The sequence below is a fragment of the Streptomyces ficellus genome, assembly GCF_030406405.1.
GTDB classification, from domain to species: domain Bacteria; phylum Actinomycetota; class Actinomycetes; order Streptomycetales; family Streptomycetaceae; genus Streptomyces; species Streptomyces ficellus_B.
Window position 1 is genome coordinate 1 of record NZ_JAUEPL010000047.1, and the last position, 25524, is coordinate 25524.

Annotated in this window: 18 protein-coding genes and 2 pseudogenes; 13 read left to right on the forward strand and 7 right to left on the reverse strand. The window is 69.4% G+C overall.

Annotated features, from left to right (window positions below; genetic code table 11):
* Positions 1-1105: 1105 nt before the first annotated feature.
* Positions 1106-1513 (forward strand): hypothetical protein, encoded by a 408-nt coding sequence (locus QWM81_RS24895; RefSeq protein WP_290114586.1) that lies wholly within the window; start codon positions 1106-1108, stop codon positions 1511-1513.
* A 232-nt stretch (positions 1514-1745) separates the two neighbouring features.
* Positions 1746-4397 carry a DEAD/DEAH box helicase gene (locus tag QWM81_RS24900; protein ID WP_290114587.1) on the forward strand — a complete coding sequence of 884 codons (2652 nt, stop codon included), beginning with the start codon at positions 1746-1748 and terminating at the stop codon, positions 4395-4397.
* Between the two features lie 21 nt (positions 4398-4418).
* On the opposite strand, the gene QWM81_RS24905 is transcribed toward QWM81_RS24900, so the two are convergent.
* From QWM81_RS24905 to QWM81_RS24920, 4 genes are all read right to left on the reverse strand, one after another.
* A complete protein-coding gene (locus tag QWM81_RS24905; protein WP_290114588.1) occupies positions 4419-4982 on the reverse strand; it encodes a hypothetical protein in 564 nt (187 codons plus the stop codon).
* Positions 4979-6811 carry a tyrosine-type recombinase/integrase gene (locus QWM81_RS24910; protein WP_290114589.1) on the reverse strand — a complete coding sequence of 611 codons (1833 nt, stop codon included), beginning with the start codon at positions 6809-6811 and terminating at the stop codon, positions 4979-4981. Before QWM81_RS24910 ends, QWM81_RS24905 begins: the two co-directional genes overlap by 4 nt.
* 659 nt (positions 6812-7470) lie before the next feature.
* Positions 7471-8550 (reverse strand): tyrosine-type recombinase/integrase, encoded by a 1080-nt coding sequence (locus QWM81_RS24915; protein WP_290114590.1) that lies wholly within the window; start codon positions 8548-8550, stop codon positions 7471-7473.
* A gap of 314 nt (positions 8551-8864) precedes the next feature.
* The gene (locus QWM81_RS24920; protein WP_290114591.1) at positions 8865-9074 is read right to left on the reverse strand and encodes a hypothetical protein; all 210 of its coding nucleotides are present in this window, start codon (positions 9072-9074) and stop codon (positions 8865-8867) included.
* 123 nt (positions 9075-9197) lie between these two features.
* On the opposite strand from QWM81_RS24920, the gene QWM81_RS24925 reads away from it, so the two are divergent.
* Positions 9198-12119 (forward strand): NACHT domain-containing protein, encoded by a 2922-nt coding sequence (locus QWM81_RS24925; RefSeq protein WP_290114592.1) that lies wholly within the window; start codon positions 9198-9200, stop codon positions 12117-12119.
* 296 nt (positions 12120-12415) lie between these two features.
* On the opposite strand, the gene QWM81_RS24930 is transcribed toward QWM81_RS24925, so the two are convergent.
* Positions 12416-12646, reverse strand: coding sequence for a hypothetical protein (locus QWM81_RS24930; protein WP_290114593.1), 231 nt, complete (start codon positions 12644-12646; stop codon positions 12416-12418).
* A gap of 1129 nt (positions 12647-13775) precedes the next feature.
* Here QWM81_RS24930 and QWM81_RS29310 point away from each other — a divergent pair.
* Together QWM81_RS29310 and QWM81_RS29315 are read left to right on the forward strand one after the other, a co-directional pair.
* Positions 13776-14489 (forward strand): annotated as a pseudogene (locus tag QWM81_RS29310) (helicase associated domain-containing protein); the annotation flags it as partial.
* A gap of 322 nt (positions 14490-14811) precedes the next feature.
* Positions 14812-15027, forward strand: coding sequence for a helicase associated domain-containing protein (locus QWM81_RS29315; RefSeq protein ID WP_435372456.1), 216 nt, complete (start codon positions 14812-14814; stop codon positions 15025-15027).
* Between the two features lie 423 nt (positions 15028-15450).
* Here QWM81_RS29315 and QWM81_RS24945 read toward each other — a convergent pair whose 3' ends face one another.
* The gene (locus QWM81_RS24945; protein WP_290114595.1) at positions 15451-16035 is read right to left on the reverse strand and encodes a hypothetical protein; all 585 of its coding nucleotides are present in this window, start codon (positions 16033-16035) and stop codon (positions 15451-15453) included.
* A gap of 293 nt (positions 16036-16328) precedes the next feature.
* On the opposite strand from QWM81_RS24945, the gene QWM81_RS24950 reads away from it, so the two are divergent.
* From QWM81_RS24950 to QWM81_RS24975, 8 genes and pseudogenes are all read left to right on the forward strand, one after another.
* On the forward strand, positions 16329-20114 hold the full coding sequence (locus QWM81_RS24950) for an nSTAND1 domain-containing NTPase (protein WP_290114596.1): 3786 nt from the start codon (positions 16329-16331) through the stop codon (positions 20112-20114).
* A 38-nt stretch (positions 20115-20152) separates the two neighbouring features.
* Complete coding sequence (locus tag QWM81_RS29320; RefSeq protein ID WP_435372454.1) at positions 20153-20500, forward strand: helicase associated domain-containing protein; 348 nt, start codon at positions 20153-20155, stop codon at positions 20498-20500.
* Positions 20446-20574, forward strand: a pseudogene (locus QWM81_RS29325) (hypothetical protein); the annotation flags it as partial. The gene QWM81_RS29320 and the pseudogene QWM81_RS29325, both read left to right, overlap by 55 nt.
* A 314-nt stretch (positions 20575-20888) precedes the next feature.
* Complete coding sequence (locus QWM81_RS29330) at positions 20889-21101, forward strand: helicase associated domain-containing protein (RefSeq protein WP_435372455.1); 213 nt, start codon at positions 20889-20891, stop codon at positions 21099-21101.
* Positions 21101-21397 carry a hypothetical protein gene (locus QWM81_RS24960; RefSeq protein WP_290114597.1) on the forward strand — a complete coding sequence of 99 codons (297 nt, stop codon included), beginning with the start codon at positions 21101-21103 and terminating at the stop codon, positions 21395-21397. Before QWM81_RS29330 ends, QWM81_RS24960 begins: the two co-directional genes overlap by 1 nt.
* Entirely contained in the window at positions 21394-22209 is an 816-nt protein-coding gene (locus tag QWM81_RS24965; protein WP_290114598.1) for a hypothetical protein, read from the forward strand. The genes QWM81_RS24960 and QWM81_RS24965 overlap by 4 nt, the downstream gene beginning before the upstream one ends.
* 421 nt (positions 22210-22630) lie before the next feature.
* On the forward strand, positions 22631-23269 hold the full coding sequence (locus QWM81_RS24970) for a hypothetical protein (protein ID WP_290114599.1): 639 nt from the start codon (positions 22631-22633) through the stop codon (positions 23267-23269).
* Between the two features lie 201 nt (positions 23270-23470).
* Positions 23471-23905 carry a hypothetical protein gene (locus QWM81_RS24975; RefSeq protein WP_290114600.1) on the forward strand — a complete coding sequence of 145 codons (435 nt, stop codon included), beginning with the start codon at positions 23471-23473 and terminating at the stop codon, positions 23903-23905.
* Between the two features lie 15 nt (positions 23906-23920).
* Here the strand turns inward: QWM81_RS24975 and QWM81_RS24980 are convergent.
* A protein-coding gene (locus QWM81_RS24980; protein ID WP_290114627.1) for an IS5 family transposase occupies positions 23921-24801 on the reverse strand; the annotation gives its coding sequence in 2 pieces (ribosomal slippage) (positions 23921-24441 and positions 24441-24801; 882 coding nt in all).
* Between the last annotated feature and the right edge of the window lie 723 nt (positions 24802-25524).

The following is a 25524-nucleotide window of genomic DNA, read 5'->3' on the forward strand; positions in this document are numbered from 1 at the left end:
CCCCGAACACACCTTCGGGGGGGGAGCGCCCCCCCCCCACCCCCCCTCTCCGCCCCCCCGCGCCTGCCCGGTCGGCCCACCTCCCCCCCCACCCCGGGGCGCCCCCGCCCCGGCGCGACCCCCGGCGGGCAAGCCCGCGGGTTTTGTGGGGGCCGCGACGCGCCCCACCAGCGCTCCCGCGGAGCGGGTACCACATCGCTGCGCGATGTGCAAGCGAACACCCGCGCTGCGCGCGGGTGTTGCGCTCCCGCTCCGCGGGAGCGCTGGTGGGACGCTTCGCGTCCCACTCAAACCCGGCTGCTTCGCAGCCGGGTTGACGCTCCGTTCGCTGCGCTCCCGGAGCTGCGGGACTTCGTCCCGCTACCGGTCTTCCGCTTCGCTGCAGACCGGCTGGGTGGGTCCGCTGCGCTCCCCCGCTCATGGGCTTTCCGGCTTCGCCTTCAAGCTCGTGGCCCGGCCTGTGGCCCGCTGACGGCGGCCAGGCTGGCTACAGGGTGGGCGGCTCAGGTTTGTGAGGTTCAGGCGTTTGCGTGGCGTGGGGCGATGGCTCGTCGGGGTGCGGCGTGATGCGCCGGCTTATGTCCTGGGGCTGTCTTGAGGCGGTGCATCCATAGGGAGGCGGTGCCGAGCAGGCCGGTGAAGACTGCCAGGAGAAGCAGGGAGACCCACATTTGCCGGCTTCCGGGATGAGTCCATCCCGTCCAGGCCGCGGCGGCCGCCCACAGCAGGACACCTGCCGTGTAGAAGGTGCGGACTCGGCGCAGCTGCCGTACGGCCCGCAGGGACATGAGGTGTTCAGTCTTCGGTGCCATGCCCGCCCGCGTACCCGGATTCGCGCTACTCACCGGCGGTTCGCCTACTTCTCCCGCCTGCCCATGCTGTGGTGGGGGTCGCTCGTTCGTGTCGGGCTCCGGTGTATCGCGTGCATCAGCTTGATGCAGCATGTACCGTTGGCGGAAAAACGGGATACCCCTAGCCTCCCGGAAACCTCCCTCAATTCCGAGAGGAACGGCCGCAGATGAACGGTCACCACGAATTTACTGGACCAGGTCCCGTGCTGAGCAGCGATTCTGTGCACCGGGTGACGCGGCACCAGCCGACAGGCGTGAGCCCCCGGTTGAAGCGGTTCGCCCTCCTGGCGGCCCAGGGCGTGCCCGCAGCTGAGGCGGACGACCTGGTGGCTGCAGTGGAGGCCGAGGCGGTCGCCGGGGCGCAGAACAAGGTGGTCGAGCTGGACGGGATGGCGTCACCGGCCTCGCCGGGCGCGGTGTTCGCGGACGGTTGGGACGAGGGTGTGATGGCCGTGAGCGAGGCCCTGGTGGGCATCGCGGACCGGGATTGGGTGCGGCGTGGCGGCCGGTCGTCTGGGGCCGCTGAAGTGGCCGCATGTATCGCGGATGTGAGGCAGCGTGAGCGGGCGGCGCTGGTGCGCCTGGAGGCGTTTGTCCTGGCTACCGTGCTGCCGCACACACGCGACCACGGAGCGGCGGCGGGTGCTGGAGGCGCTGGGTAAGGCGGGTCGTCTGTGTACCGCGCGGACGGTGGAGCTCTCCACCGGGGACGTCATCCTCTGCACGCGCGAGGCCGGGCACTACGCCCCTGCCGACAAAGCGTCCTGGCGAGCGGCAGAGCCCGGCGGCTGGCACGTGGCGAACGCGTTTATCTGGGACGACTCATCCGCGTACTCGCACCCGCACGTAGCCGTCTGAGGAACCGCCGGAATAGCCAGCAAGGGGAGGCAAGGAATGTCTGCAATTCCACTCAAGGAACATCAGGTCGAGCAGAAGGCGAGCTTCCGTAAGTGGGTGGGATTCCCTGCAAGGTCATTTGTGCCCCCTCAGGGGGTCCGAGCCACGGGGGTGTCCGCGACCGGAACAGGGAAGACGATCACCGCTGCCGCCTGTGCTCTTGAGTGCTTCCCGGACGGGCGGATCCTCGTCATGGTGCCCACCCTGGATCTGATCGTGCAGACAGCTCAGTCCTGGCGCCGGGTCGGGCACTGCGCGCCTATGGTCGCGGTCTGCTCGGTGGACAAGGACGAGGTCCTGGAGCAGCTCGGGGTGCGTACCACGACCAACCCGATCCAGCTCGCGTTGTGGGCGGGGTCCGGGCCGGTGGTCGTGTTCGCCACGTACGCCTCCCTGGTGGATCGTGAGGATCCCACGGACATCACTGGTCGGCGGACGGTGCGCGGGCCGTTGGAGTCGGCTCTGGCGGGCGGGGAGCAGCTGTACGGGCAGCGGATGGCCCCGTTCGATCTGGCTGTGTTGGATGAGGCGCACATGACGGCCGGGGACATGGGCCGGCCGTGGGCGGCGATCCACGACAATGCCCGCATCCCCGTCGACTTCCGGCTCTACCTGACCGCCACCCCGCGGATTCTGGCCGCGCCCAGCTCGCAGCGGGGCCAGGATGGGCGTGAGCTGGTGATCGCGTCGATGGAGGACGACAGCGCCACCTACGGCACCAGGATTTTCGATCTCGGGCTGGCGGAGGCGGTGGAACGCTCGATCCTCGCGGGCTTCGAGATCGATGTGCTGGAGATCCGTGACCCCGACCCGGTGCTGGGGCTGTCGGAGGACGCGCTGCGCGGCCGGCGTCTGGCGCTGCTCCAGGCCGCGCTGCTGGAGCACGCGGCGCAGCTGAACCTGCACACCGTCATGACGTTCCACCAGAGGGTCGAGGAAGCCCGCGCGTTCGCCGAGCAGATGCCGGCGACCGCCGCCGAGCTGTACGCCACCGAAGCCTCCGAGGCCGCTCTCGCCCATGCGGAGGAGCTGCCCGCCTCCTCCGTCGACGCCGAGCTGTACGAGCTCGAGGAAGGCCGCCACGTCCCCCCGGACCGGGTCTGGGCCGACTGGCTGTGCGGCGACCATCCCATCGCCCGCCGGCGGGAGGTGATCCGCCGGTTCGCCAACGGTGTGAACGCCGAGAACCGGCGCGTACACCGGGCGTTCCTCGCCTCGGTACGGGCCCTCGGGGTCGGCGTCGACATCACCGGACTGCGCGGCGCGGAAGCGGTGTGCATCGTCGGCTCACGCAGCTCTCAGGTCGACATCGTCCAGAACATCGGGCGGGCGCTGCGCCCGAATCCGGACGGCACGGTGAAGACGGCGCGGATCATCATCCCGATCTTCCTGCAGCCCGGGGAGGACCCGAAGGACATGGTCGCCAGCGCCAGCTACCAGCCCCTCGTCGACATCCTCCAGGCGCTGCGCTCGCACTCGGAACGCATGGTCGACCAGCTCGCCTCCCGCGCCCTGACCCGCGGCAAAGAGCGCCGACGCCTCCACGTCCGCCCCGCCCACACAGCGGGAACCGACAGCGGCGATGGTGAGGAGACCAGCCAGGCGCAGCAGGAGGTCGACCGGGTCACCTCGATCGTGGTCAACTTCGCCTCCCCCCGAGACGCCGCCGACATCGCAGCCCTGACCCGCTGCCGCGTCATCCGCCCCCAGTCCCTGGTCTGGCTCGAGGGCTACCAAGCCCTCACCCGCTGGCGGAAGGAGAACGAGATCACCGGCCTGTACGCCGTCCCCTACGACGTCGAGATCGAGGTCGGGACGACGAAGGCGTTTCCGCTTGGGCGATGGGTGCACCAGCAGCGGAAATCACTGCGGGCCGGTGAACTCGATCCTCACCGCAAGGACCTCCTCGACGAGGCCGGGATGGTGTGGGAACCCGGCGAGGAAGCCTGGGAGAACAAACTCGCCGCCCTGCGGTCGTACCGGCGGGCCACGGGGCATCTCGCTCCCCGCCAGGACGCCGTCTGGGGCGAGGGCGAGGCGATGGTGCCTATCGGCCAGCACATGGCCAACCTGCGCCGGAAGGGCGGCCTCGGGAAGGACCCGAAGCGGGCGGAGCAGCGTGCGGCGCAGCTCACCGCGATCGACCCGGACTGGAACTGCCCGTGGCCGCTGGACTGGCAGCGGCACTACCGCGTCCTGGCGGACCTGGTCGACGCCGACGGCAGCCTCCCCGACATCGCACCCGGCGTACTCATGGACGGCGACGACATCGGACGATGGCTCCAGCAGCAGCGCAAGCCAGGCACCTGGAGGCAGCTGTCGACCGAGCGGCAGGAACGGCTGTCCGCGCTGGGCATCAAACCCGCTGAGGCGCCATCTCCCGCCCCGGCAGCCACGCTTGCGAAGGGCCCGGGCAAGGCACAGCAGGCCTTCCAGCGCGGCCTGACAGCCCTCGCACAGTGGGTGGACCGGGAAGGCGCCCACCGGCCCGTCCCGCGCGGCCACAGTGAGCAGATCACGGTCGACGGCGAAGCGGCTCCGGTGACCGTAAAGCTGGGCGTATGGGTCTCCAACACCAAAAGCCGCCGCGACAAGCTCACCCAGGAGCAGCGCGACGCACTGCGGGAGCTGGGCGTCGAATGGGCATGACCGCCGTGGATGGTATGTCGTTCAGCGGGCCGTGTTCTCGGTGCGGATCATCCGGCGCAGGCTGGTGCGGGCAGCAATCAGGTCTTCTTCGAGGGCGGTGATGCGGGCGCGGAACGTGGCGTTCTCCGAGGCCGCTTCCTCCAGCCGGCGGGTGAGGTCCTGGTTCAGGGCGTTCAGCTGGTCTGCTCTGGCTGCTGTGTCGGGGGCGTGGATGGCATCGAGTTGCTGGCCGAGTTGGTGGCGCAGGGCTGCCTGGAGCCGGTCGCGTTCGTCGCGGAGTTCTTTGATTTCTTGCCGGGCGATTTCGAGTTCGGTGCGCAGGCTGAGGTGGGAGGGCGGGCTTGCCGTGGCAGATGGCGGGGTGCTGTGGGCTTGGCGTAGTTGGGCTGCCTCGATGTGCTCGCGTACGCCGGGGGCATAGGTGAGCCAGGTGGAGACTCGGGCGGCGCGGGCGACTGCGGCGAAGGTGAGCGGCTTTCCCTGTTTCTCGAGTGTGGCCAGGACGGTGAGGACACGGGCTCGTTTGTCGAGACTGTGGCGACGTCTGGCTTCGGCGAGGGGGGCGGGGTTGCCGCGGGGATTCATCGCGGGTCTTTCGGTCGGGCAGTGGTGAGGGGCAGGAGGGTGTGGTTGTCGCCTGCTCGTGCTTTGCGCAGCACGGTGCTGGCCTCTTCGATCTGGGCGCGTTCGGAGGCGGGGAGAGATGCCAGGTGTGTGTTCATGCGGTCGATGACGCGCTGGTAGGCGGTGATTTGTGCGGTGAGGGCGGTGGTGACGAACTCGGCGGCGCCCATGGCGAGTGCGGTTTCGCGGTCTGCTCGTAGTTCGTTGATGTGGTGCTCGATGGCGGGCAGGTAGGAGGGGTCGGGGCGGTAAAAGCCGCAGCCAGCGCACTGGAAGCGGATGGGGCACGCCTGGCCGCCGGCTTTGACGTTCGACGGCTCGGTGCAGCCGCCGTAGGGAACGGCGACGGAGCGCATCTCGTAGGCCGTGCTCGAGCTGGGGCTGAGGTGGCCGTGCTGGTCGAGGACGTGTGCGCTGAGTTTGGCCACTGCTTCGCTTTTCCGTTTGAGGGAGACGGTGTAGTAGCGCTGGGTCATGGCGATGGATTTGTGGTCCATCAGCTCGCGCAGCACGTCGACGGGGGTGCCGGCGTCTGCGTGGCGCTGGGCGTAGGAGTGGCGGAAGGCGTAGGGGTAGATCAGGGACCGGTCGAAGAGCAGTCGTTGACCTTTGGAGTCGGTGCCCTCGGCGTGGAGCGGGGGCAGGGCGTCTGCCCAGAGCCTGAGGGCGTCGCTGAGGTAGGTGCTGGAGATGTGGGGGGCGTCGCTCAGGGGGGTGAGGGATGGAAAGAGGTATCGGTCTCCTTTGGCGGGGAGGTGCAGTTGGTCGCGGCGGGCTTGCCAGGTTCGGATGGCGTCGGCAGTGGAGGTTGTGATCGGCAGACGTCTGCGGTGGCGTTTCCGCTTGTGGTTGTCCCAGATCAGGGTGGGCTGGCCGTTGTGGGTTTCCAGGCAGTCACGGGCCAGGGAGACGATCTCGAGCGGGCGGCGCCCGGTGTCGCGCAGGACGATGTACATCGTGCGGTACAGGAGGTGCCGGGCGTCTGGGGCGATGTCGCGGCAGCCGTAGGTGTTTCCGGTGCCCAGGGTGTCGAGGTGGGCGTCCAGTTGCCGGATGACGGATTCGGGGATGGCCTTGCCGATGAAGTCCTCGTTGGGTTCTTCCACGGAGATGACGTGCTCGACGGGCACGCGGGTGAAGGTGCCGGCCAGGTCGTCGAGGGTGCCGCAGCGGCGACCGTAGGCGATGAGCTGGAAGAACATCCCCAGCAGGCTGCGCCGGAAGGAGGACGAGTAGGGGGTGCCGTCTCGTTTGCCTGCGGCACGGAAAGCGTCGACAGCCAAGGTGGCATCGGCGAAGGTCAGGGCGACGGGATCCTCGCCGGCGTCGGCGCGCTGGGCGAGAGCCGTGGAGGCGATGGTCGTCGCGTGGAAAGTGCGCTTGAAGTCTTCCGTGGTGGGGCGGGCGGTGGTCACCCAATGACGCAGCGCCTGGCGCAGCCAGGGCTGGCGGACTGTGCGGAGATCGACGCGGCCGGGCAGATGCCGGCGCTTGCCGGAGGCGCCGTGGCGCAGCCCGAGGACGCGCAGATCGATGACGTCCTGGTCGATGAGGGTGATCCCGGAGAACTCGCTGTATCCGGCGCGGGCGGCGGACTGCAGGTTCTCCAATGTGCGGACGGCAGACTGATGCGGCTTGGTGAGCCGGGCCGTGTTGGTGGCGTCCAGAAGGGTGTCGGCCGTGGTGAGGTGGCTGATCACGCCGCGGATCCAATGAGGTTCCAGGGCACGTACCCACTGGTCCATCTGCTGCACGGCGTAGAGCACTTCCCAGCGCAGCAGCTGGGGCAATGGGGCGAGGTGGAACTGGTGCGCCAGCAGATACAAGGGCTGGTGCGGTGCCCACTGGGCGGCAGGCATGGAGTCGGTGCTGGAGCGGCATTCCGCTCTCCAGGCGCGCCAGTGGTAGTTGCACAGCCCACTGGAGTTCATCGCCCAGCCGGAGCAGTGGGTCACCATGCAGTCCGGGTTTTCGGTGAACGGTGTTGCCCGGCTGCGAAGCCACCGCTCGAGGGTGCCTCTGGACCTGTGGTACTTCCATGATCCGTGGTGAGCGGCGCACAGGCCTCCCGATACCTGAGGGCGTACGCACCGCACGCCGTCCCGGGTGAGCGTGCACGGCCCGACGACCGTCAACGGCAGGGATCTGGAACGGGCGGGGGTGAAAGTGGCGGCGAACTCTTCCCGCGGCAGACCGCTCTTTCTGCGCTGGTCCGAGCAGTAGGTACAGAACGTCTCCTGAGCGCGCACGATCATGTCGCAGCGGCGGGTGCGGCACCGGGAAGACGAGGTGCGCGGGTTGTCGAGATCTCCGGTGAACAGCCATCTGGCGCTGTCCCACTCCCCCGGCCGCCACGCGGGATCGATGTGGGCACGCAGCCACGTCTCCCACGACTTCTTCGTGGCCCTCGTCGGCGCCCCCAGTGCAGTCACGGGCGCGGTAGCGGTACTCACTGATCCTCCCGCCATGCCTGGGCCCGGTCGACAGCCGCCCGGGTCTCGGACTCATCGACGTGGCGGTAACGGTCCATGGACAGCGGCGAGGCGTGCCCCAGCAGCTTTTGCACCACGTCCCGGTCCACTCCCCCGCGCAGCCAGTGAGTGGCCGCGGAGTGGCGCAGCATGTGCGGGCGAGCCGGATGCCCGGCGCGGCGGGCCAGCCGGTCGAAGACGCTCTTGGCGTTCGGGTAGGTCATGGCCCGCCCCAGCGGCGGGCGGAATAGGTTCACGAACACCATGCCGGTCTCGGCCGCGGCGGCCACCTGGTTCCGTTCGTGCTGGTAGTCGGTGTAGAAGGCGACGATGTCGGGGGTGACGGGGAGGCACCGGGAGTGTCTGGACTTGGCCAAAGCCCGGTTCGGGTTGTCGGTGCGGCGCCGCACATGAAGATGCGGGCCCTCCACCGGGCAGCCCAGCGAGCGTGACGAGGCCAGGAAGTGCAGATCCTCCTGACGCAGGCCCAGGGCCTCCCCGATACGCAGGCCGGTCGCGGCGAGCAACGCGATGAGAAAACGGTCCCGCGCCCGGGCCGTATCCGCGATCATGCGGCGGATCTGCTCCGGGGACAGGTCCTCGTAGCCGGGTTCGCTGACCTGGAAACGAAAGGCTGAGACCTGGACCTGGCGCCACTGGCCGCCCTCGCCGGCGTCGTACCCGGCCGGCAAGAACCGCAGGAACTTCGGCTCCGACAACAAGCCAGCCGTCTGCGCGGGGACCCAGCCGTGGAGCGCGCCGAAGCGCAGGAAGTCCGTGACCGCCGTCATCACCGCGTTCGCCGTGCCCTGCGAACGGCAGCGGGGCACAGCCGTGGTCGGGGAACGACGGCTGCGGGCCGGCAGCGGCGTGGTGACCAACCACTGCTGCAGCCCGGACAAAGCCATGAAACTCGGACACGACCACTCGATGCGGCGCTCCGCGCAATAGTTCAGATAAAGGGCGAGACGGCCTGCGTAGACCCGTTCCGTGTTCGGCGAGCGGCCCTTACTAACGCAACCCCGCCAAAAACGCACACACCTCGGCATGCAGGTCATAGGTGCGCGCGTCGGCCACCACCCACCGCTCCACACCAGTCACTGGGGAGATCGAACGCTCAGCCACGTAGGTCTGCTCCACCCGCCAAACACAACCAAGCCCGCCCCCAGTCGGCGCCGCTTCCAGACATCTCCTACACGACCAGGTGGCAACCACACCGAACACACCACACAAGCCCGCGCACCTATGGATAATCCCTGTCCTGTAGTCGACGCCCTGACACTAGCCGGGCCCAGCGCCGAGCAGTAACAGCGCCCGCCACGGGCGGGCGCCGTGCTCTCGCCTGCAGGTAGGAGGACAAAGCATCCTCGGTTCACAGCACCGCGAGGACGAAGGTCAGCAGCGCCAGGGACAGGGTGGCACTGCCCGCGAAGGCCACGGCACCGCGCAGCAGAGCGGTGGCATAGGTGGCTCCGTCGATACGAGCGAGCAGACCGGTCGCTGCTCCTACGAGCATGCAGAAGAGCGCGACGACCGCGAGGAGCAGGGCCAGGAACATCAGGTTGATGGATGAGGTGTTCATGCCTTCTTCCCAGGACAACCGACGACGGGGACTTCGGCGAATTTCGCGGTTCTGGTGTTCACCGGGGTTCAGGGCGAACAAAGATGAACGAAGACGGTCGCTTGAGAGACGGAGAAGCAGGACATGGGGGACGTGCACGAGGATCCCTTGGCGGAACTCGCGCTACGGCTGCGTACCCTCAGGGCGCAGCGGGGTCTGCAGATGGGTGGGTTGCAGCAGCGGACCGGGCTGGGGCGCACAACGGTCAGCCAGGCGCTGAACGGCCAAGTGGTGCCCTCCGAGACCACACTGGTGGCCCTGGCGAAAGCCTTGGGGGCGGATGTGGGCCCGCTGCTGGCCCTTCGCGAAGCCGCTGCCCGCGTGCAGCCGGTGCGCGAAAGCTTTCCGAGGAAAGCCACCCGCAGGTCGGTACGGCCCAAAGTGCAGCCTTCGTTCGAGGAGCGCTACCTGAGCTACGTGACGGAACGGCATTCCCAGCTGACCGTCGTAGGACTGGACTTGAGCCGGCCGGAACGTGCGTGCTGGCCGTTGGATGCGGCGTACTTGAGCTTGGAGCTGGCGGAGCGGCCGGAAGACTGGCCTGCGGGCAGTGAGGAGGCGAACCGGCCATCCGTCGTGGTGAAGCGTGCCGAGCACGCGTTGGCCGGCTGCCGACGGGTTCTTCTGCGAGGGCTCGCTGGCAGCGGAAAGACAACACTGCTGCAGTGGCTGGCTGTCGCCACGGCGCGCGATGAACTGCCGGAGGAATTGGCGGACTGGCGGGGGCGGATTCCGTTCATCCTGCCGCTGCGGACGCTGGTGAGGCGTGGACCGCTTCCGGATCCACACGCTTTTCTATCTGCGCTCGGCAGCCCCCTGGCCGCCTCACAACCTGAAGGCTGGGCCGATGCCGTGCTCGCCAGAGGGGAGGCACTGCTCCTAGTCGATGGCATCGACGAGGTTCCTCAAGAGCATCGGGGCGCCACGCGCGACTGGCTCGAGCGGCTCTTGGCCGCCTATAAGGACGCACATTTCGTGGTCACCACGCGGCCGTCAGCTGTTCCCGAAGGCTGGCTGGCCTCATTGCGCTTCACCGAACTGTCAGTACGGCCCATGAGCGCCGCTGACATCGGAGTCTTCGTCGGCCGGTGGCATACCGCCGCCCGGCATAGTACAGCGACTAACGCCGAACGGTCACAGCTGATTGATCTCGAAGCAGCGCTCCAGGTGACAGTGCGTGCTCAGCGTGACCTGGCGCAGTTGTCCAGCACGCCCCTGATGTGTGCGCTCATTTGCGCGCTGCACCGGGACCGCCGCGGCCATCTGCCTCACGGCCGTATGGAGCTCTACGAGGCAGCGCTGTCGATGCTGCTCGTGCGTCGCGACCTCGAGCGCAGTATCGACGTCCCTGAAGGCATTCAGCTCACCGAACATCAGAGCGTCCAGCTACTGCAGCGTCTGGCCTACTGGCTGATCCGCAACCGCCAGACAGAGATGGATCGGGCCACCGCTTTGGCCCTGGTCGACGACGCGTTGCCGGCCATGCAGGCCGTGGCCGAGCAGGGCACTGCCGACCAGGCCCTGACGCATCTGGTCGGCCGCAGCGGGCTCCTGCGCCAGCCCACCATGGACACCATCGACTTCGTCCACCGGACTTTCCAGGACTACCTGGGTGCCAAAGCCGCCATCGAAGCCCACGACTTCCCTCTGCTGGTCAACAACGCACACGACGACCAGTGGGAAGACGTCCTGCGCATGGCCGTCGCCCACGCCCGCCCAACTGAGAGCGCTGATCTGCTCCGCCGCCTCGTCGAACGCGGTGATGCTGAGAACGAGCACCGGCCCAGGCTGCACCTCCTGGCGGCCGCCAGCATGCACTACGCCACCGAAGTCGCCCCTGACACGCGCCATAAGGTCACGGCGCGCGCCGCAGCCCTGATGCCGCCCCGCACTCTCCAGGAAGCAAACACCCTGTCCGCGCTGGGTCCCGGCATTCTGGACCTACTGCCACCCACCGCCGACGGACTGCCCGAAGACGAGATCTTTGCCGTGTTCCGCACTGCCGCAGCCATGGGGGGCGATCAAGCTTATGCGTATCTGCAACATTTCGTCCCGACTGTCGCCCCCTCGGTGCCGCGCCACGAACTGATGCTGGGCTGGACGAACTTTGAGGCAGCCGATTACGCCCGCGACATCCTCCGCCTTACCCGGGATCGCCTGCATGTCACCGTCCGGACTCGTGCGCAGTTTGACGCTCTCCCGCTGCTGACACCGATCGAACTCATCTCGTTCGAGCTGGCACTCACCCCGTCAGAGATCCTCGAACACCTTTCCCCGGAACACACCACATCCCTATCCCTCCGGAGCATGGAGGAGCCCTCGCTGCACAGTCTGTCGTTCGTTCGGTCTCTGGCCGCACTGCGCTCGTTGGCTCTTGGCCCCTCGACACCCGTCGACGGCCTACACCATCTCGCCGGACTGCCCCTGCAGGAGCTGAACCTGCTGGACCTGCCTGAGGGCTTCTCCTTCCAGGCGCTCAACAATCTCCCACAGCTGCGTGAACTGCTGCTCTATACCGTCCTGCCGTGGAGAACGCTGCATACCCTGCCCGCCTCGCCAACTCTCACAAGGCTTTGGCTCGGCGGCCAGATAGAGGCCTCCATCACCGGCATCACTCAGTGGGCCATGCTCGAAGACGTTGTCGTCAACCATGTCATGGACGCAGTGGAATGGGCCGAGCTCGCGGAGCTGCCTCAGCTGACCAGCCTTCAGGTCACCGACGCCGACTTCGCCAACGCCCCCCTCATTGCCACCGTCAATCGTCTCGGGCTCTCTGTGTCTCGGTCCGACATCCGCCTCGACCTGATCCCGGACCGGTTTCCGAATCTTGAGCAGCTAAGGATCAACGCTCTCGCAGACGTTGCCTACGATCTAGTCCCTCTCCAGTCCCTTATGAACGTGGAGATCCGAATCTACAACGCCGATCGCATCTCGCTCACCGGTCTGGAGGGGTTCGCTCCTGACCGATTCACGCTCTTCCCCCGTCCACGGCCCATCCAGACGTGACCGTCAGCTGCCGCCGAACGCCACTACGCCACCGCGCAGCGGCAGCCGCCAGTGCCGACGATCCCGTGGTCGGAGCGAACGCCCTGGCGCTCCGGACCCCTTCCGCAACTTGAGAAAGGGGGTCGACGAAGAGGAATAGGCGAGGCTACTAGCGTCCTCCACCGCTCACCGAGTTGCTGCCGAGGCTGCGCCCGTACCGGGAGGCCCCGGTCGGGTGGCCGGTGCACTGCGCGAGGGAGGACCGAGGAGTCCTAGCGTGGCCCTTCCCGGCAGTCAGCGCTGGGGCGTTCACGCCTCTACGCGCTGAAGTGTCCGCCGGCCGCCGGGGTGGACTGGGCTGCGGTGGCCGAGGGCGAGGTCTCGGCGGCGGGCTCCGACTCCGGCTCATCGACCACCGGCGCGACGTCGACGGTCGTGAGTACAGCCTCCGCCTCGGCAACTACGGCCTCCCCCGTCGTGGGCGCGGCCTCGGAGGTCACGACCGTGGCCTGGGAAGCGGCGAGGGCGCGGCGGTCGCGGTAGTCCATCAAGACCTTCCACCCAGCCACCGGCACGCCGACGGCAAGGGCACCGAGAATGAAGGCGCGCCGCTGGCCTAGCCGCCGCCCGAGCTGGACGTAGGCCGCCCGTAGGGCATCAGGGCCTCCTAGCTTGCGTGCCTCCGCGCTGAGTTCCGAGTAGTCCCACACCGCGCTCCCCCTCACCTTTCGCTGTGTCCAGCAACGGCCTGATCATCCCAGGGCCAAGCTGACTCGGGGGCGGATCAGAACAACCGGCCTACCGGACCCTGGATCTGGGGGCGGGTCGTTGTCGAAGCTGCGACCGCACTCTCACCGGCGGCCCCCGCTCCCTGGCACACGCGGGCGTAGCGCAGCGCGGCGAGGGTGTAAGGCAGGTGGTGTTCGGCGGCGTCGCGTATCCCCACCGCCTGGTCGTCGTCGACCGGGGCCGCCGGCGACGTCGCCGCTGGGTCGGCCGGCCGGAGCCGGGGCCGGGTCAGGCGCCGCCGTGGTCGGCGTGGTGCTCCAGGCGTCGGCAAGCGAGTCCGCGGGCACGGCAGCGGGCTGAGTGTCGGACGTGGGCGGCTTCTGCATCCGCACCGGGCTGGCCTGCGTGGGAAGGGCTGCGGGGTTCGGGCCGTCGGCGGCCTTCTTGCCGCTGGTGGCCCACTCGCGGGCTTCGGTCTCGGTGCTGGCCGAGGGCCGCACCTGGCGCGGCTGGCACCACCACGTCACCCCCGGTACCTCCGCTCAGGCATTTCTCACCCTCAGGCGGCTCGACCCAAAAGTCCGCACACCAGCCTGACCCTCTACCAGGTTCCGCGACGTTCTCCAGGACCTGCTGAGGTGCTGGACCGGAACCTGCACCACCTGCGGACGCCCCCTGCCCCGCCCCCGGAGCAGCCCAGACAACCTAACGAAGCACTACTAGTGATTAACAGCAGGTCACCCCCACAACAAACATCCCTGCCACCCACACGACGTCTAGATAATCGACACCAAGAACTGCGACTCCGTCTACTGGGCCGACGTGCGCGGCTCCATGCCCGACCTCGTCCAGGCCGTCGGCCGCGCGCTGCGCATGCAGCCCGGTGAGGGCAAGGTCGCCTCGCTCGTGGTGCCCGTCCTGCTGGGGCCGGGCGAGACGGCGGACAACATGCTCACGTCGCGGGCGTTCGGCGGGTTGGCGAAGCTGCTGGAGGCGCTCAGGGCGCACGATGCCCGCGTGGTGGAGCAGCTCGCCGAGCAGCAGGCGCAGAGCCGTGTCAGGGGCGTTCAGAGCCGCAGCGGGGGCCAGGAGAGCCAGGGCGAGGGCAACGGGTCCGGCGGCCCGTCGGCGCCCGCCCGCCAGTTGCTGAAGTTCTCCACGCCGCGCGACCCGGCGCAGCTGGCCGCGTTCATCAACCTGCGGGTCCTCAACCCGGAGCACGAGCACTGGCGGCGCGGGGTGGAGGCCGCCGTCATCTACAACCGGCTGCATGGCGACCTGAAGGTGCCGTTCACGTACCGCGTGCCCAGCCGCGACCACCAGCAGGCCGAAGCCGAGGGATGGCCAGCCACGCTCGCCGATTTCCCACTGGGGCAATGGATCGCCGACAACCGGCGCTTCTACGCCCGCGGCGACATGGACGAAGACCGCGTCGAACAGCTGGAAAAGCTGGGCATGATCTGGAGCCACTTCGACGTCGCATGGGAGGAAGGACTCGCGGCAGCGCGCGGGTGGGCCGCGACGAACGGGCACCTCCTGGCCCCACTGAACGCCACCCACCAGGGCTACAAGGTGGGCATCTGGTTGAAGAACGCCAGGGCCGCCGCCCGGAAGGCTGCGGAGATCGAGCAGCGGCGTGCCGAGGGCCTCCCCGTCGAGTCTGCGGCCGGCGCGCTGTCGGACGAGCGGCGCGAGCAGCTGGAGGACATCGACCCGTCCTGGTGCCCTACCTGGCCCGTGGAGTGGCAGCGCTGCTTCCACCTCACCCGCATGCACCTGGAGGCCGGCGGCGAACTGCCGACCGAGCCCGGCGAGGTCGTGCACCAGGGCGAGGACCTCGGCCGGTGGGTGCGGTCGGTCCGGCTCGGCTGGGACAACCTCACCACCGTGCAGCAGTGGATGTGCGAGCAGGTCCTCGGGATCGAACCCCGCGGCCGAGGACGAGAAACCGCCCCCGCGCCGTACGCAAGCGGACAAATGGGCCATGAACTACCAGGCCGCCAAGCAGTACTACGAACGCGAAGGACACCTCCGGGTCCCTCGGAAGCACATCGAACGGATCGTCGTCGGCAGCGGCGAGGGCCAGGAGGTTCGGGAGCTTCGGCTTGGTGCGTGGATCGGGAATCAGCGGAGCCGGGCGGCGACACTGTCGCCGGAGCGGGTGGAGCTGCTGTCCGCGATCGGCATGCGATGGACCTGATGGTGGGCGTCGTCGTCACCGCGGCCGCCGCGCTCGCGGCCGGCACCCTGACCCCGGCCCCGAACGCGGGCCTCACGGTCAGCGGCCCCCAAGCCGCCCTGCTGGCCTGGCTGACGGGCCGTGCCAAGGACGCCCCCCTCCAGGCCACCCCCGGCGACCTCCCCCCACCCCCTACTGGATCTGACCCCCGCGCGCCCACCGGCCCCGGCCACGTCCGGACCGGCGACGAACAGGAACCCCACGGACTCCGCCCGGACCCTCCTCACGCCCCCGGCGCGGACGCCCGGCCGGCGCACCGCACACGGGAAGTGCCTTCCGCCTGGGACGGACACACCGTTCGGTAGGTGTCAGCGTCCCCGCGCGGAAGGCACTCCCGCGTGCCGGCCCGGTACGCGGACCGGCCTCAGCCGGGAAGCGGCCGGGTCAGCAGGGCTTCACGTACCCGACCCCGCGCCACTGGCCGTGCGTGGTGCCCCAGGGGGCCGGCTTCGTGGAGCCCAGCCACTTCTTCGTGGGGCTGTACCAGTTGCCCACGCGGCCGGGCGTCTGGTTGTTGTACCAGGAGCCTCCGCTCTTCCAGCTGCTCGGCTTCTTGTGGAAGACGCACGAGAACCACTCGCGCTCCGCGCCGGTGTACCCGGTTCCCGAGTAGCCGCACAAGGCCCCCTTGGTGCAGGTGTGGGCCTTGGCCGCCTTCTTGCCGCTCTTGTCCAACTCGCGTGCGTACTTCTCACCCGGCAGAGGCAGCAGCAGCCGGCCGTCCGCGTACCGGATCTCGTTGGCGGCGGTCTGCTTGCCGCCGTCCTGGGCCAGGGCCGCGTCGACCGCCTTCTGCAGCGCCGTCGCCTCCGCCGCCGTCAGACCCACCGCCACCGCCTGGGCCCGGAAGGCGGACCGGCCCGAGTCGACGGACGCGGTGCCGTCCGCGAAGGCCGCGGGAGTGGCGAGGGCAGCAGTGACCAGGAAAGCGGAACCGATGGCCACCGACAGGCGGTTTCCTCGCTTCATGACGCAAAGTCCCTTCACATCGTGGATCGATCGAGCAGGCACCCGCAGTGCTCCCCGGAGGAAGGTCACGGACGCGTCCGACGCGTCACGCCGGTGCCTGCGGGGCGGCCGCTGTGGTCGTCCCAGTTCGAGTCCACCGGATCCCTGGTTGTTGCACAGCCCTCTCCGAGACATGAAACAAAGCAGGTCAGCTGATTGGGTTGGCGAAATGACCGCTGTCCCGGCGCCATGGGGGCGTGCTGGAATGAGACGCCGCCGCCGGTGACGCGGGCGGCACGGGGGAAGGAAGCGACATGGGGCGTCCGGAGACGGACCTCGATCCGGCACAAGGGCCGGTACCGCGATTTGCGTACGAGTTGCGCCGGCTGCGGCAGGAGGCGGGCGGAATCCCCTACCGGGAGATGGCCCGGCAGGTGGAGGTCTCGGTCTCCACACTCTCGAGAGCGGCCAAAGGGGAGCAGCTGCCCTCCCTTTCGGTGACGCTTGCCTATGTGGCGGCCTGCAAGGGCGACACCGCCGAGTGGGAGAAGCGGTGGAAAGCCGTGGCCGCGGAGGTGGCCGCCGCTCCGCGCGCCGCCGACGGCGAGGAGCCGCCCTACCGCGGGATGACCCGCTTCGAACCCGGCGACAGCGAGCTGTTCTTCGGGCGCGAGCAGGTGGTGGACGACGTGCTCGAAAGCCTTCGCACGCGCCGTTGCGCGGCCGTGCTCGGGCCGTCCGGCAGCGGCAAGTCGTCCCTGCTGCGAGCCGGTGTCGTCCCCCGTCTGCGCCGCCCGGAGCCGAGCCCGGCCGCCCTGCGCATCCTGACTCCGGGGCAGCACCCGGCGCGTACGCACATCGGCAAGCTGGAGCCCGCCGCCGGACCGGGGCTGACCTACGTGCTGGTGGACCAGTTCGAGGAGCTATTCACCCTCTGCGCCGACCCGGAGGAACGGGAGCGGTTCATCCGCTGGCTGCTGGCCGCCCGGCACCCCGACAGCAGGCTGCGCGTGGTGCTGGGCATACGCGCCGACTTCTACGGCCACTGCCTGCGCTACCCGCACCTGGTGGACCTTCTGAAGGACGCGGCCGTGCCGGTGGGGGCGATGGGCCCGGCGGAGCTGAGGCAGGCGATCGTCAAGCCCGCCGCCACCCGGAACGTGATCGTGGAACGCGCCCTCACCACACGCCTCGTCGAGGAGATCGCCGACGAACCGGGCGGTCTGCCGCTGCTCTCCCACGCCCTGCTGGAGACCTGGCACCGCCGCTCGGGAAGAACGATGACGCTGCGGGCCTACGAAGCGGCAGGCGGTGTGCGCGGCGCCATCGCCCAGACCGCGGAAGACGTCTACGGATGTCTCTCCCCCGAGCGCGCCGAGCTGGCGCGGCTGATCCTGCTGCGCCTGGTCACCCCCGGCGAGGGCGCCCAGGACACCCGCCGGCCGGTGAACCGCGCGGAGCTGGACTTCGCCCCCGAGGAGGAGGTCGGCGCCGTACTGGACCGTCTGATCGACGCCCGGCTGCTGACCGTGGACGACGGCACGGTCGACCTCGCCCATGAGGCTCTCATCACCGCCTGGCCCAGACTGCGCGGATGGGTCGACGAGGCCCGTGAGGACCTGCTGGTCCACCGCCGTCTGACCGACGCCGCCCGCGCCTGGCACGACCTCGGCCGAGATCCGGGCGCGTTGTATCGCGGGACGCGGCTGGACGTGGCCGGCGAGCGGTTGGCGGATACCGCGCTCACCCCGCTGGAACGCGAGTTCCTCGGCGCGAGCCGGGCCGCCCGGACGGCCGAGCTGCGGCGCCGACGCGGTCTGCTCGCCACTCTCGCCGTCCTGGTCACCGTCGCCCTGATCGCCGGTGTCACCGCCTGGCGGCAGAACCTCACCAGCGAGCGCCGCCATGCGGAGGCCGAGGCCCGGCGCATCGCCGCGGTGGCGGACGCCATGCGCTTCGCCGCCCCCGTGACGGCGATGCGGCTGTCCGTCGCCGCCTGGCGGCTCGCGCCCACCCTCGAGAGCCGCTCAGCCCTGCTGAGCGCCATGGCCCAGCCCGAACAGGACGTGTTCCCCGTCCCGGACCCGGCCTTCGGACCGGCGACGAACCGGCTCTCGCCGGACGGACGCACCCTGCTGTCGGTCTCGGCGCGCCGCGTGGTGGCCTGGGACGTGCGCACCCACCGGCGCATCGGCTCCTACCAGGGGCCGGGCGAACTGCTGTCGGACGTGGACCTCGATCCGGGTGTGGTGCCGAACTGGGGAATCAGCCCCGACGGCCGGCTCCTCGCCCTGCCCGCGCAAGGGGGCGTGCGGCTGTGGGACGTACGGGCCGGCCGGGTGGTCGCCACGCTTCCCGTGGAGGCGCCGGACAGGGCGGAATTCGGCGCGGACGGCCGTCATCTGACGGTGTCCGACTGGGACGGTGGGGAGTTCCGGCAGACGCAGGTATGGGATCTGCGGGGCCGACGGATGCTGTCGACCGTGCGGGCTCCCGTGGTGGAGGAGTCCCCGATCAGTGTGAGCGCGGACGGCGGGACCGTGGCGCTGTGCCGGGGTCTGCGTCGTCTGGAGGTACGTGACCTCCGCACGGGGCGGATCCACCGGCTGTCGCGGACCGCGAACGCCGCGCGGATCGCCTGCCCCGACCAGGAGCGGTTCGCGGCGGGAGTCTTCGCCCTGCGGCCGGATGGCGCGGTCCAGGCGGCCGTGGACGACGACACGATCCGTCGCTGGGTCGTGCGTACGGGCCGGGAACTGCCCAGCCTGCGGTTCGAGGACGCGACCGCGGTGCGGTTCAGCGCGGACGGCGCCTTCCTCGCCGCCACCACGGGCGCGGACATCGCGCTGTGGCGGCTCAGCGAGCCGGACCAGCCCGTCTTCCGCTACCAGCTCATCGGCGAGGTGATCGACGACTTTTCCCTCACCCCCGACGCCTCCGCCGTGCGGTACCTGCGGCGGAGCGGTACCTCCGTCGCCTCACTCGACCTGCGATCGGTCGCCCGCGCCCGGTGGGAGGAACACCCCTCCGAACAGGTGCACCTCTCCCGTGACGGCCGCACCGTCGCGGTGCTCCACCGCGGGCCTGGCCGGACCGGCGTACGGCTGATCGGCACACGCGACGGCCGGACCCGCGCCACCCTGCCCGCCGCCCCGTGCCCGCCCGACACCTCTTACTCCGGCACCGACGAGGAGAACCTCGCCAACTGCTCGGAACTGATGGCGTTCAGCCCCGACAGCCGGCGTTTCGCCTATGTGAGGGCGTGGGGGTACACCACGCAACGGCAGCGGATCACCGTGTGGGACACGACAGGAAACCGCGAGGTGGCCACCCTGGACGCCGGGTCGGGGACGGTGACCGAGATCACCGGCATGGCCTTCGACAGCGCGGGCCGCGGCCTGCTGCTGATGACGCGTGACGACGACTCCTCAACGATGGAACGCTGGGACCTGGCCACCGGCACACGGACCCGCGTCAGGCCTGCCGACTCCGGCCTCGACACCACGCAGACGGGTGGCTCCGGCACGATCCTGGCCGTACGCCCGGACGACGCACTGGTGGTCACCAGCGACAACGAAGTCGTCGACCTGCGCGCCGGACGGGCCCGTCCCGTCGTGCTCAACGACGGCGACCTCCCCTTCGCCGGGGCGTTCAGCCGGGACGGCACCCGCTTCGCCGTCAGCGACGGCACGGGACGGGTGACCCTGTGGGACGGCGACCTGCGCCGCCGACTCGGTGTGATCAACGGCACCTCCACCGTCGACCCCGAAAGCGAGCGGGACTCGCCGGCCGCGCTGGCCTTCTCCCCCGACGGCACCACGCTCGCCGTCGTGGGCACCGCCTCCGTCCAACTGTGGGACGTCGCCTCCGGACGCCCCTTGGGCTCCCCCCTGCCCACCTCCGGCCAGCCCCTCTCCAGCGTCGCCTTCTCCGACGACGGCACCACCCTGTACACATCCGGCACCTGGAACCCGGCCGAGCGGATCGACCTCGACCCCTCCCGTCTCGTACGCCGGGTCTGCGCCCGCACCGGGTGGGGGCTGACACGCACGGACTGGCGGCTCCACCTACCCGACATCCCCTACCGCACGACGTGCTAAGCAGCGGCTCACCGGAGTACGAGCACTGGCGGCGCGGGGTGGAGGCCGCCGTCATCTACAACCGGCTGCACGGCGACTTGAAGGTGCCGTTCACGTACCGCGTGCCCGGCCGTGACGACCAGGAGGCCGAGGCCGAGGGTTGGCCGGCCACGCTCGCAGGCTTTCCGCTGGGGCAGTGGATCGCCGACGCCAGGCGCTTCTGCGCCCGCGGGGACATGGACGAGGAGCGCGTCGAGCAGTTGGAGAAGCTGGGCATGGATGGTCGCACTTCGACGTCGCGTGGGAGGAAGGTCTCGCGGCGGCGCGCGGGTGGGCCGCGACGAACGGGCACCTCTTGGCCCCGCTGGACGCCACCTTCCAGGGCTACCGGGTGGGCATCTGGCTGAAGAACGCGCGGGTCGCCGCCCGGAAGGCTGCCGAGACCGAGCAGCGGCGTGCCGAGGGTCTGCCGGTGGAGTCGTCGGCCGGGGCGCTGTCGGAGATGCGGCGCGAGCAGCTGGAAGAGATCGACGCGTCCTGGTGCCCGAGCTGGCCGGTGACGTGGCAGCGGTGCTTCCACCTGGTGCGGATGCACCTGGACGCCGGTGAGGCGCTGCCCACCGAGGCGGGCGAGGTCCTGCGCCAGGGCGAGGATCTCGGGCGGTGGGTGCAGTCGGTGAGGCTCGGTTGGGATCAGCTCACGACTGTGCAGCAGTGGATGTGCGAACAGGTCCTCGGGATCGAGCCCGCAGCCGAGGACGAGAAGCCGCCGCCGCGCCGTATGCAGGCCGACAAGTGGGCGATGAACGAAGGCCGCCAAGCAGTTCTACGAGCGCGAGGGGGCACCTCCAGGTCCCTCGGAAGTGGGTTGAGCGGATCGTCGGCGAGGACCAGGAGGAGCGGGAGCACAAGCTGGGGGCCTGGATCGGGAACCAGCGCAGCCGGGCGGCGACGCTGACGCCGGAGCGGATGGAGCTGCTGTCCGCGATCGGGATGCGGTGGTCGTGATGGGCGTCGTCGTCACCGCGGTCGGCGCGCTCGCGGCCGGCTATCTGCTCGGACGGCTGCGCCCGTGGCAGCGGCTGGGTGACTGGGCGGCCGATCAAGTCCGCTTCACCGGGGCGTGGGTACGGGGCGGTGCTGGCCGTCAGGCCGTCGTCGTCCTGGTCCACGCCGTCACCGCGCCGCGCACCAGCTGGCGCATCATGCGCGCCCCGGCCAACGAGACGCAGGCGCCGACACCCGTACGCGATCCGGACTGGGTCGCCAACCGCACCCGGACAGACAAGGGAGGCACCGCGTGAGCACCGAGCAGCACGACGCCGACGCGTACGGCCAGGAGCTGGCCCGCATCAGCCACCACCAGCACGAGGCAACGGCGGCGCGGTTCACGGTCTTCCAGGCCCTGGCCGCCGTCGGGATCGGGCACGAGCAGGCCGACGACATCGTGGCGAAGCTGGAGGCCGGGGCGGTGGCCGGCGCCCACACCTGGATCTCCGAGAGCAGCGCCCCGCACAACTCCGAGCCGCGTTTCGAGGACGGCTGGCACGCCGGTGTCCGCGACGTCGCCAGCTACCTGCTGCGCATCGCCGACACCACCGTCACCACGGGGCGGGGGCTCGCCGCATCCAGCGCCATGCTGGTCGCCCACCTCTCGCAGCCCGCCTCCCCCGCCTCGCAGGAGGCTCCAGCGCCGGAGCCGGGCCCGGGTCCGGCTCCGGCGCTGGACGCGACGGACGTCCTGGCGGCCGCGGAACGCTTCCCGTGGGCCCTGGCCGCACCGGGTGAGCGGCACTGGCCGGACGGGGAGTTCCTGGACGTCGCGCTGAGCGCGGTGCGCACCGAGGAACGCGAGGGGTACATCGAGCGCCTGGAGGCGTTCGTGGAGCAGCACCGCGCCCGCCTGGAGGAGCTGCTGCGGGCGTACGGGCCGGGCAGTTCGCCCGCCTCGCACGGCCGGTACGCGCTGATCGGGCAGCCTGAGACCTTGGTCATCCTGGAGCGCATGGAGACGGCCCCGATGCTCCTGCGCGGGCGGTGGGAGAAGGAACTGGAGACCGTCTTCCTGGCCGACCTCGAGTTCGCGTGGGGGCCGCGCATCCGCCTCAGCCGGTGAACTCCCTGGCTGGGACGGACAGCGGGGGTGGGCAGGGCGATTCCTGTCCACCCCCGCTGTAGTCGGGTCAGCCAGATCTAGGGCAGCGGCTGCAGCGCGGCGAACGTACCGGTCGCACCGGGGCCTGGCAGTACCGAAGCTGAGGGGCTGCTCCAGGCGCGGCCACCGTCCCACGGCACCGTGATGGGTGGGGAAACCTTTCCCGGGGCAAGACGTTGTTCAGGGCGGACCGCCCATGCGGCGACGGTCCCGGCTGTGCTCTGTCGGCCCGTGAACGGCGAGCAGCGACAGCCCGAAGGTGCTTCGCATCCTCGCCCAGGTTGCAGTGATCCGATCGTTCAGCGCATCGGGTTCACGGGACTGGTGCGGATAGAGCGAGATGACCAAGAATCATGCCCGTAAAGAGGATGTGCGACGCCGCATGAAGGAAAACGGCAACAGCAGCTACCAAGCGGAACTAAGGAAAATGTCCACGCGGGAAGCAGGGGAGGCGGCTTCCGATCCTCTGCCGAACGCGGATCGCCGTGAGGACTTCGTGGACGCCGTAGCGGATGCGGACTTGCCGCAAATGGTCAAGGTCCTGCTGTACGAGCTGGCCTCGCGGCTCAACCTGAGCCTTTCCGACTGGGATGAAGGTAGTAAGCGAGTCCGGTTCGAGGAAGAAGAGCTGGCGCGAAGCATCGGGTTGGAGGGTGAAGCAGCGGACCTCTGCCTCGCTCTGGCGGTCGAAGCGAACTGGCTGGTGGAAGTCGAGGGCGGGGTAGTTGACCTGCGTACCCCTCACGAGGACTGGCAGCTGTACTTGGGGGCGCTCTCGGATGTGAACCAGCCCATCGAGAACATGGACACGTACGAATCCAGGCTGGACGCGTTTGCCCGGGACATCGAACGGCTTCGGAGCACACCCATCATGTCCGTTCGGCGCATCATCGAGTCCATGGTCACGGTGATCGGGCACACCTTCGAGCCGCTCTGTATCGGGAGCGACCACACAAGCCAGGGACTGGGCTCAGGGGCCGCGAGGGTGAAGCCGAAAAGGCCCAGGACTCCGAAGGACTAGGGTCTGTCCGGCGGATCTTGGCTTGGCAGTGCCCGGTCGCCCCTCTCCGGTTGGAGTGGGGAAGATTGCACCTAGGCTTCGGCCATGTTGCTGGTCCACGGCGGGGAAGCCGTAGCTGACGCTCCCGAACTGCGCACGGGGGGAGTGCCACTCGTCCCGGACGGATTCGTCTGGCCGAACTGCCGCGAGTGCGGCGGGCCCATGCAGTTTCTCGCTCATCTGCCCCTCGATCTGGGGGCGATCGCGGTCTTTTTTTGCCAGAACGACCCGGGCATGTGCGACGACTGGGACGCAACCGCCGGTGCCAACCGCGCCTTCGTGTTCAGAGGTCAACTAACGGTAGCCACCGTCCCCGCCGAGGGCGAGACTCTGCTCGGTGCGGTGACCGCCCTACGCCCCCACCCAGCCGACACCCCAACCGCAGAGCCGGTTCTGGGACGGCTGGGTGGAGAACCCGACTGGATCCAAGGTGACGAGACCCCCGGCTGTCCCTCTTGCGCCGCCCGTATGACATTCACGGCCGAGCTCGAAGAGGGATCCGACTTCGCCACCTCCGCCAACTTCGGCGGAGGTGGCCGCGGCTACGTCTTTCACTGCCACCCCTGTAGCAAGGCCGCCTTCCTCTGGCAGCGATGAAGACTGCCTGCTAGCTCATGTTCGGAGCCAGAGCCGGATCGCTGCGAAAGTGACGGTGCCGTGGAAGACATAGGCCCGCTTGTCGTACCTCGTAGCCACAGCCCGGAAGTTCTTCAGGGCATTGATCGTCCGCTCGACCTCGTTCCGGCGCTTGTAAATCGTCTTGTCGAATCCGGTGGGCCGGCCACCTTTGCTGCCACGGGGCCGGCGGTTGGCCCGCTGGTCTCGTGGCTCGGGGATGGTGTGCTTGATCTGCCGCCTCCGCAGATAGCGGCGGTTGCTACGAGACGAGTAGGCCTTGTCGCCGCCAAGGTGATCAGGCCGGGTCCGCGGGCGTCGGCCTTCGAGACGGGCAACGCGGATGCGTTCCATGACTGGGATGAACTGCGGGGCGTCCCCCCACTGGCCCGGCGTGACCAGGAACGCAAGTGGGCGGCGTTCGCCCTCACTGGCAAGGTGGATCTTGGAGGTCAGTCCGCCCCGGGAGCGTCCGAGTCCCTCGTCAGGGCGGTGCTGCCGGGGCCGTGATCTTTTTTCGGGACACGCGGAGCATTCCTGCGGGCCCCGGCGGCGTGTTGGTGAGCGCGGCAGGACGTCGAATCCACGCTCACCATGCTCCAGTCGATACGGCCTTCCGCATCGGCGTCGGCCTGGACGGCATGGAGGATCGCCTCCCAAGTACCGTCGGCTGACCAGCGTCTATGCCGCTCGTAGACCGTCTTCCATTTTCCGAACCGCGTTGGCAAATCCCGCCACGGGACGCCGGTGCGCTCCCGGAAGAGGACGCCGTTGATCACCTTGCGGTGACTGACCCAGCGTCCGCCCCGCCCGCCGGTTTTCGGTAGATGCGGCAGCAGCCGTGCCCATTCGCTGTTCGTGAGATCGCCCCGCCCCATGACCATGTGAACGGACCGGGACACGAGGCGGTTCCAAAATCCGCCGGACACGACCTAGCCGACCGCCGGCCTGCTCTACGACGGCGCTCCCCCTCTCGCCGCATCCCAACCTCCAGGAGGCGGCCAGGGCGTGGCGTTGCTGTCCCTCGCGAGTGATCTGGCGGGCGAGGACAGAGCGGTCGACATGTGGGAACGATGTTGGCGAGGGCAAGCCGCTGGCGAATGCCCTGCTGGACGCCTCGATTACATGCAGCAGGGCCGGACATAGGGCACTTCCTGTCCGGCTCCGCTGGCGTGCAGGCGACGACCGGGACGCGGCCAGGCTGCGGTCCTCGCAGACGGGATGAGCCGGATGCTGGCTGGCGACCGTCTGCCGGTGAGGCATTCGACTGACTAACAGGTATATGAGGAGCGGCAAGGCCCGGACCAGATGGTCCGGGCCTTCGCCATGCTCTCGGGAAATTTCTTCGCGGCCGTTGCTGTCCGGGGGCCCCTTGGCGGCGCCAGGGGGTGAAAAAGCCCCTCGGCTCCAGGCCGAGACGCAAGCACATGAGACCTGTCACTGTCCCGCTCGCTCAACCGAACTCACCCTGGAGGACAAGCCCATGACCACCCACCAGGTATCCGGGGCAGTAGACGAGCCGACCGACGCTACGCTGGAAACGCCACCCTGGGCCAGGGCCGAGACCCCACAGGGACGCTCTAAGGCAGAGAGCCGCAGCA

Coding starts and splice junctions, on each gene's coding strand:
- QWM81_RS24925 (WP_290114592.1), top strand. CDS start 9,198: ATGGGGGACGTGCACGAGGATCCCTTGGCGGAACTCGCGCTACGGCTG.
- QWM81_RS24970 (WP_290114599.1), top strand. CDS start 22,631: ATGAAGGAAAACGGCAACAGCAGCTACCAAGCGGAACTAAGGAAAATG.
- QWM81_RS24905 (WP_290114588.1), bottom strand. CDS start 4,982: ATGAATCCCCGCGGCAACCCCGCCCCCCTCGCCGAAGCCAGACGTCGC.
- QWM81_RS24960 (WP_290114597.1), top strand. CDS start 21,101: ATGGGCGTCGTCGTCACCGCGGTCGGCGCGCTCGCGGCCGGCTATCTG.
- QWM81_RS24945 (WP_290114595.1), bottom strand. CDS start 16,035: ATGAAGCGAGGAAACCGCCTGTCGGTGGCCATCGGTTCCGCTTTCCTG.
- QWM81_RS24920 (WP_290114591.1), bottom strand. CDS start 9,074: ATGAACACCTCATCCATCAACCTGATGTTCCTGGCCCTGCTCCTCGCG.
- QWM81_RS24930 (WP_290114593.1), bottom strand. CDS start 12,646: ATGGACTACCGCGACCGCCGCGCCCTCGCCGCTTCCCAGGCCACGGTC.
- QWM81_RS29315 (WP_435372456.1), top strand. CDS start 14,812: ATGAACTACCAGGCCGCCAAGCAGTACTACGAACGCGAAGGACACCTC.
- QWM81_RS24915 (WP_290114590.1), bottom strand. CDS start 8,550: ATGACCTGCATGCCGAGGTGTGTGCGTTTTTGGCGGGGTTGCGTTAGT.
- QWM81_RS24900 (WP_290114587.1), top strand. CDS start 1,746: ATGTCTGCAATTCCACTCAAGGAACATCAGGTCGAGCAGAAGGCGAGC.
- QWM81_RS24975 (WP_290114600.1), top strand. CDS start 23,471: ATGCAGTTTCTCGCTCATCTGCCCCTCGATCTGGGGGCGATCGCGGTC.
- QWM81_RS24950 (WP_290114596.1), top strand. CDS start 16,329: ATGGGGCGTCCGGAGACGGACCTCGATCCGGCACAAGGGCCGGTACCG.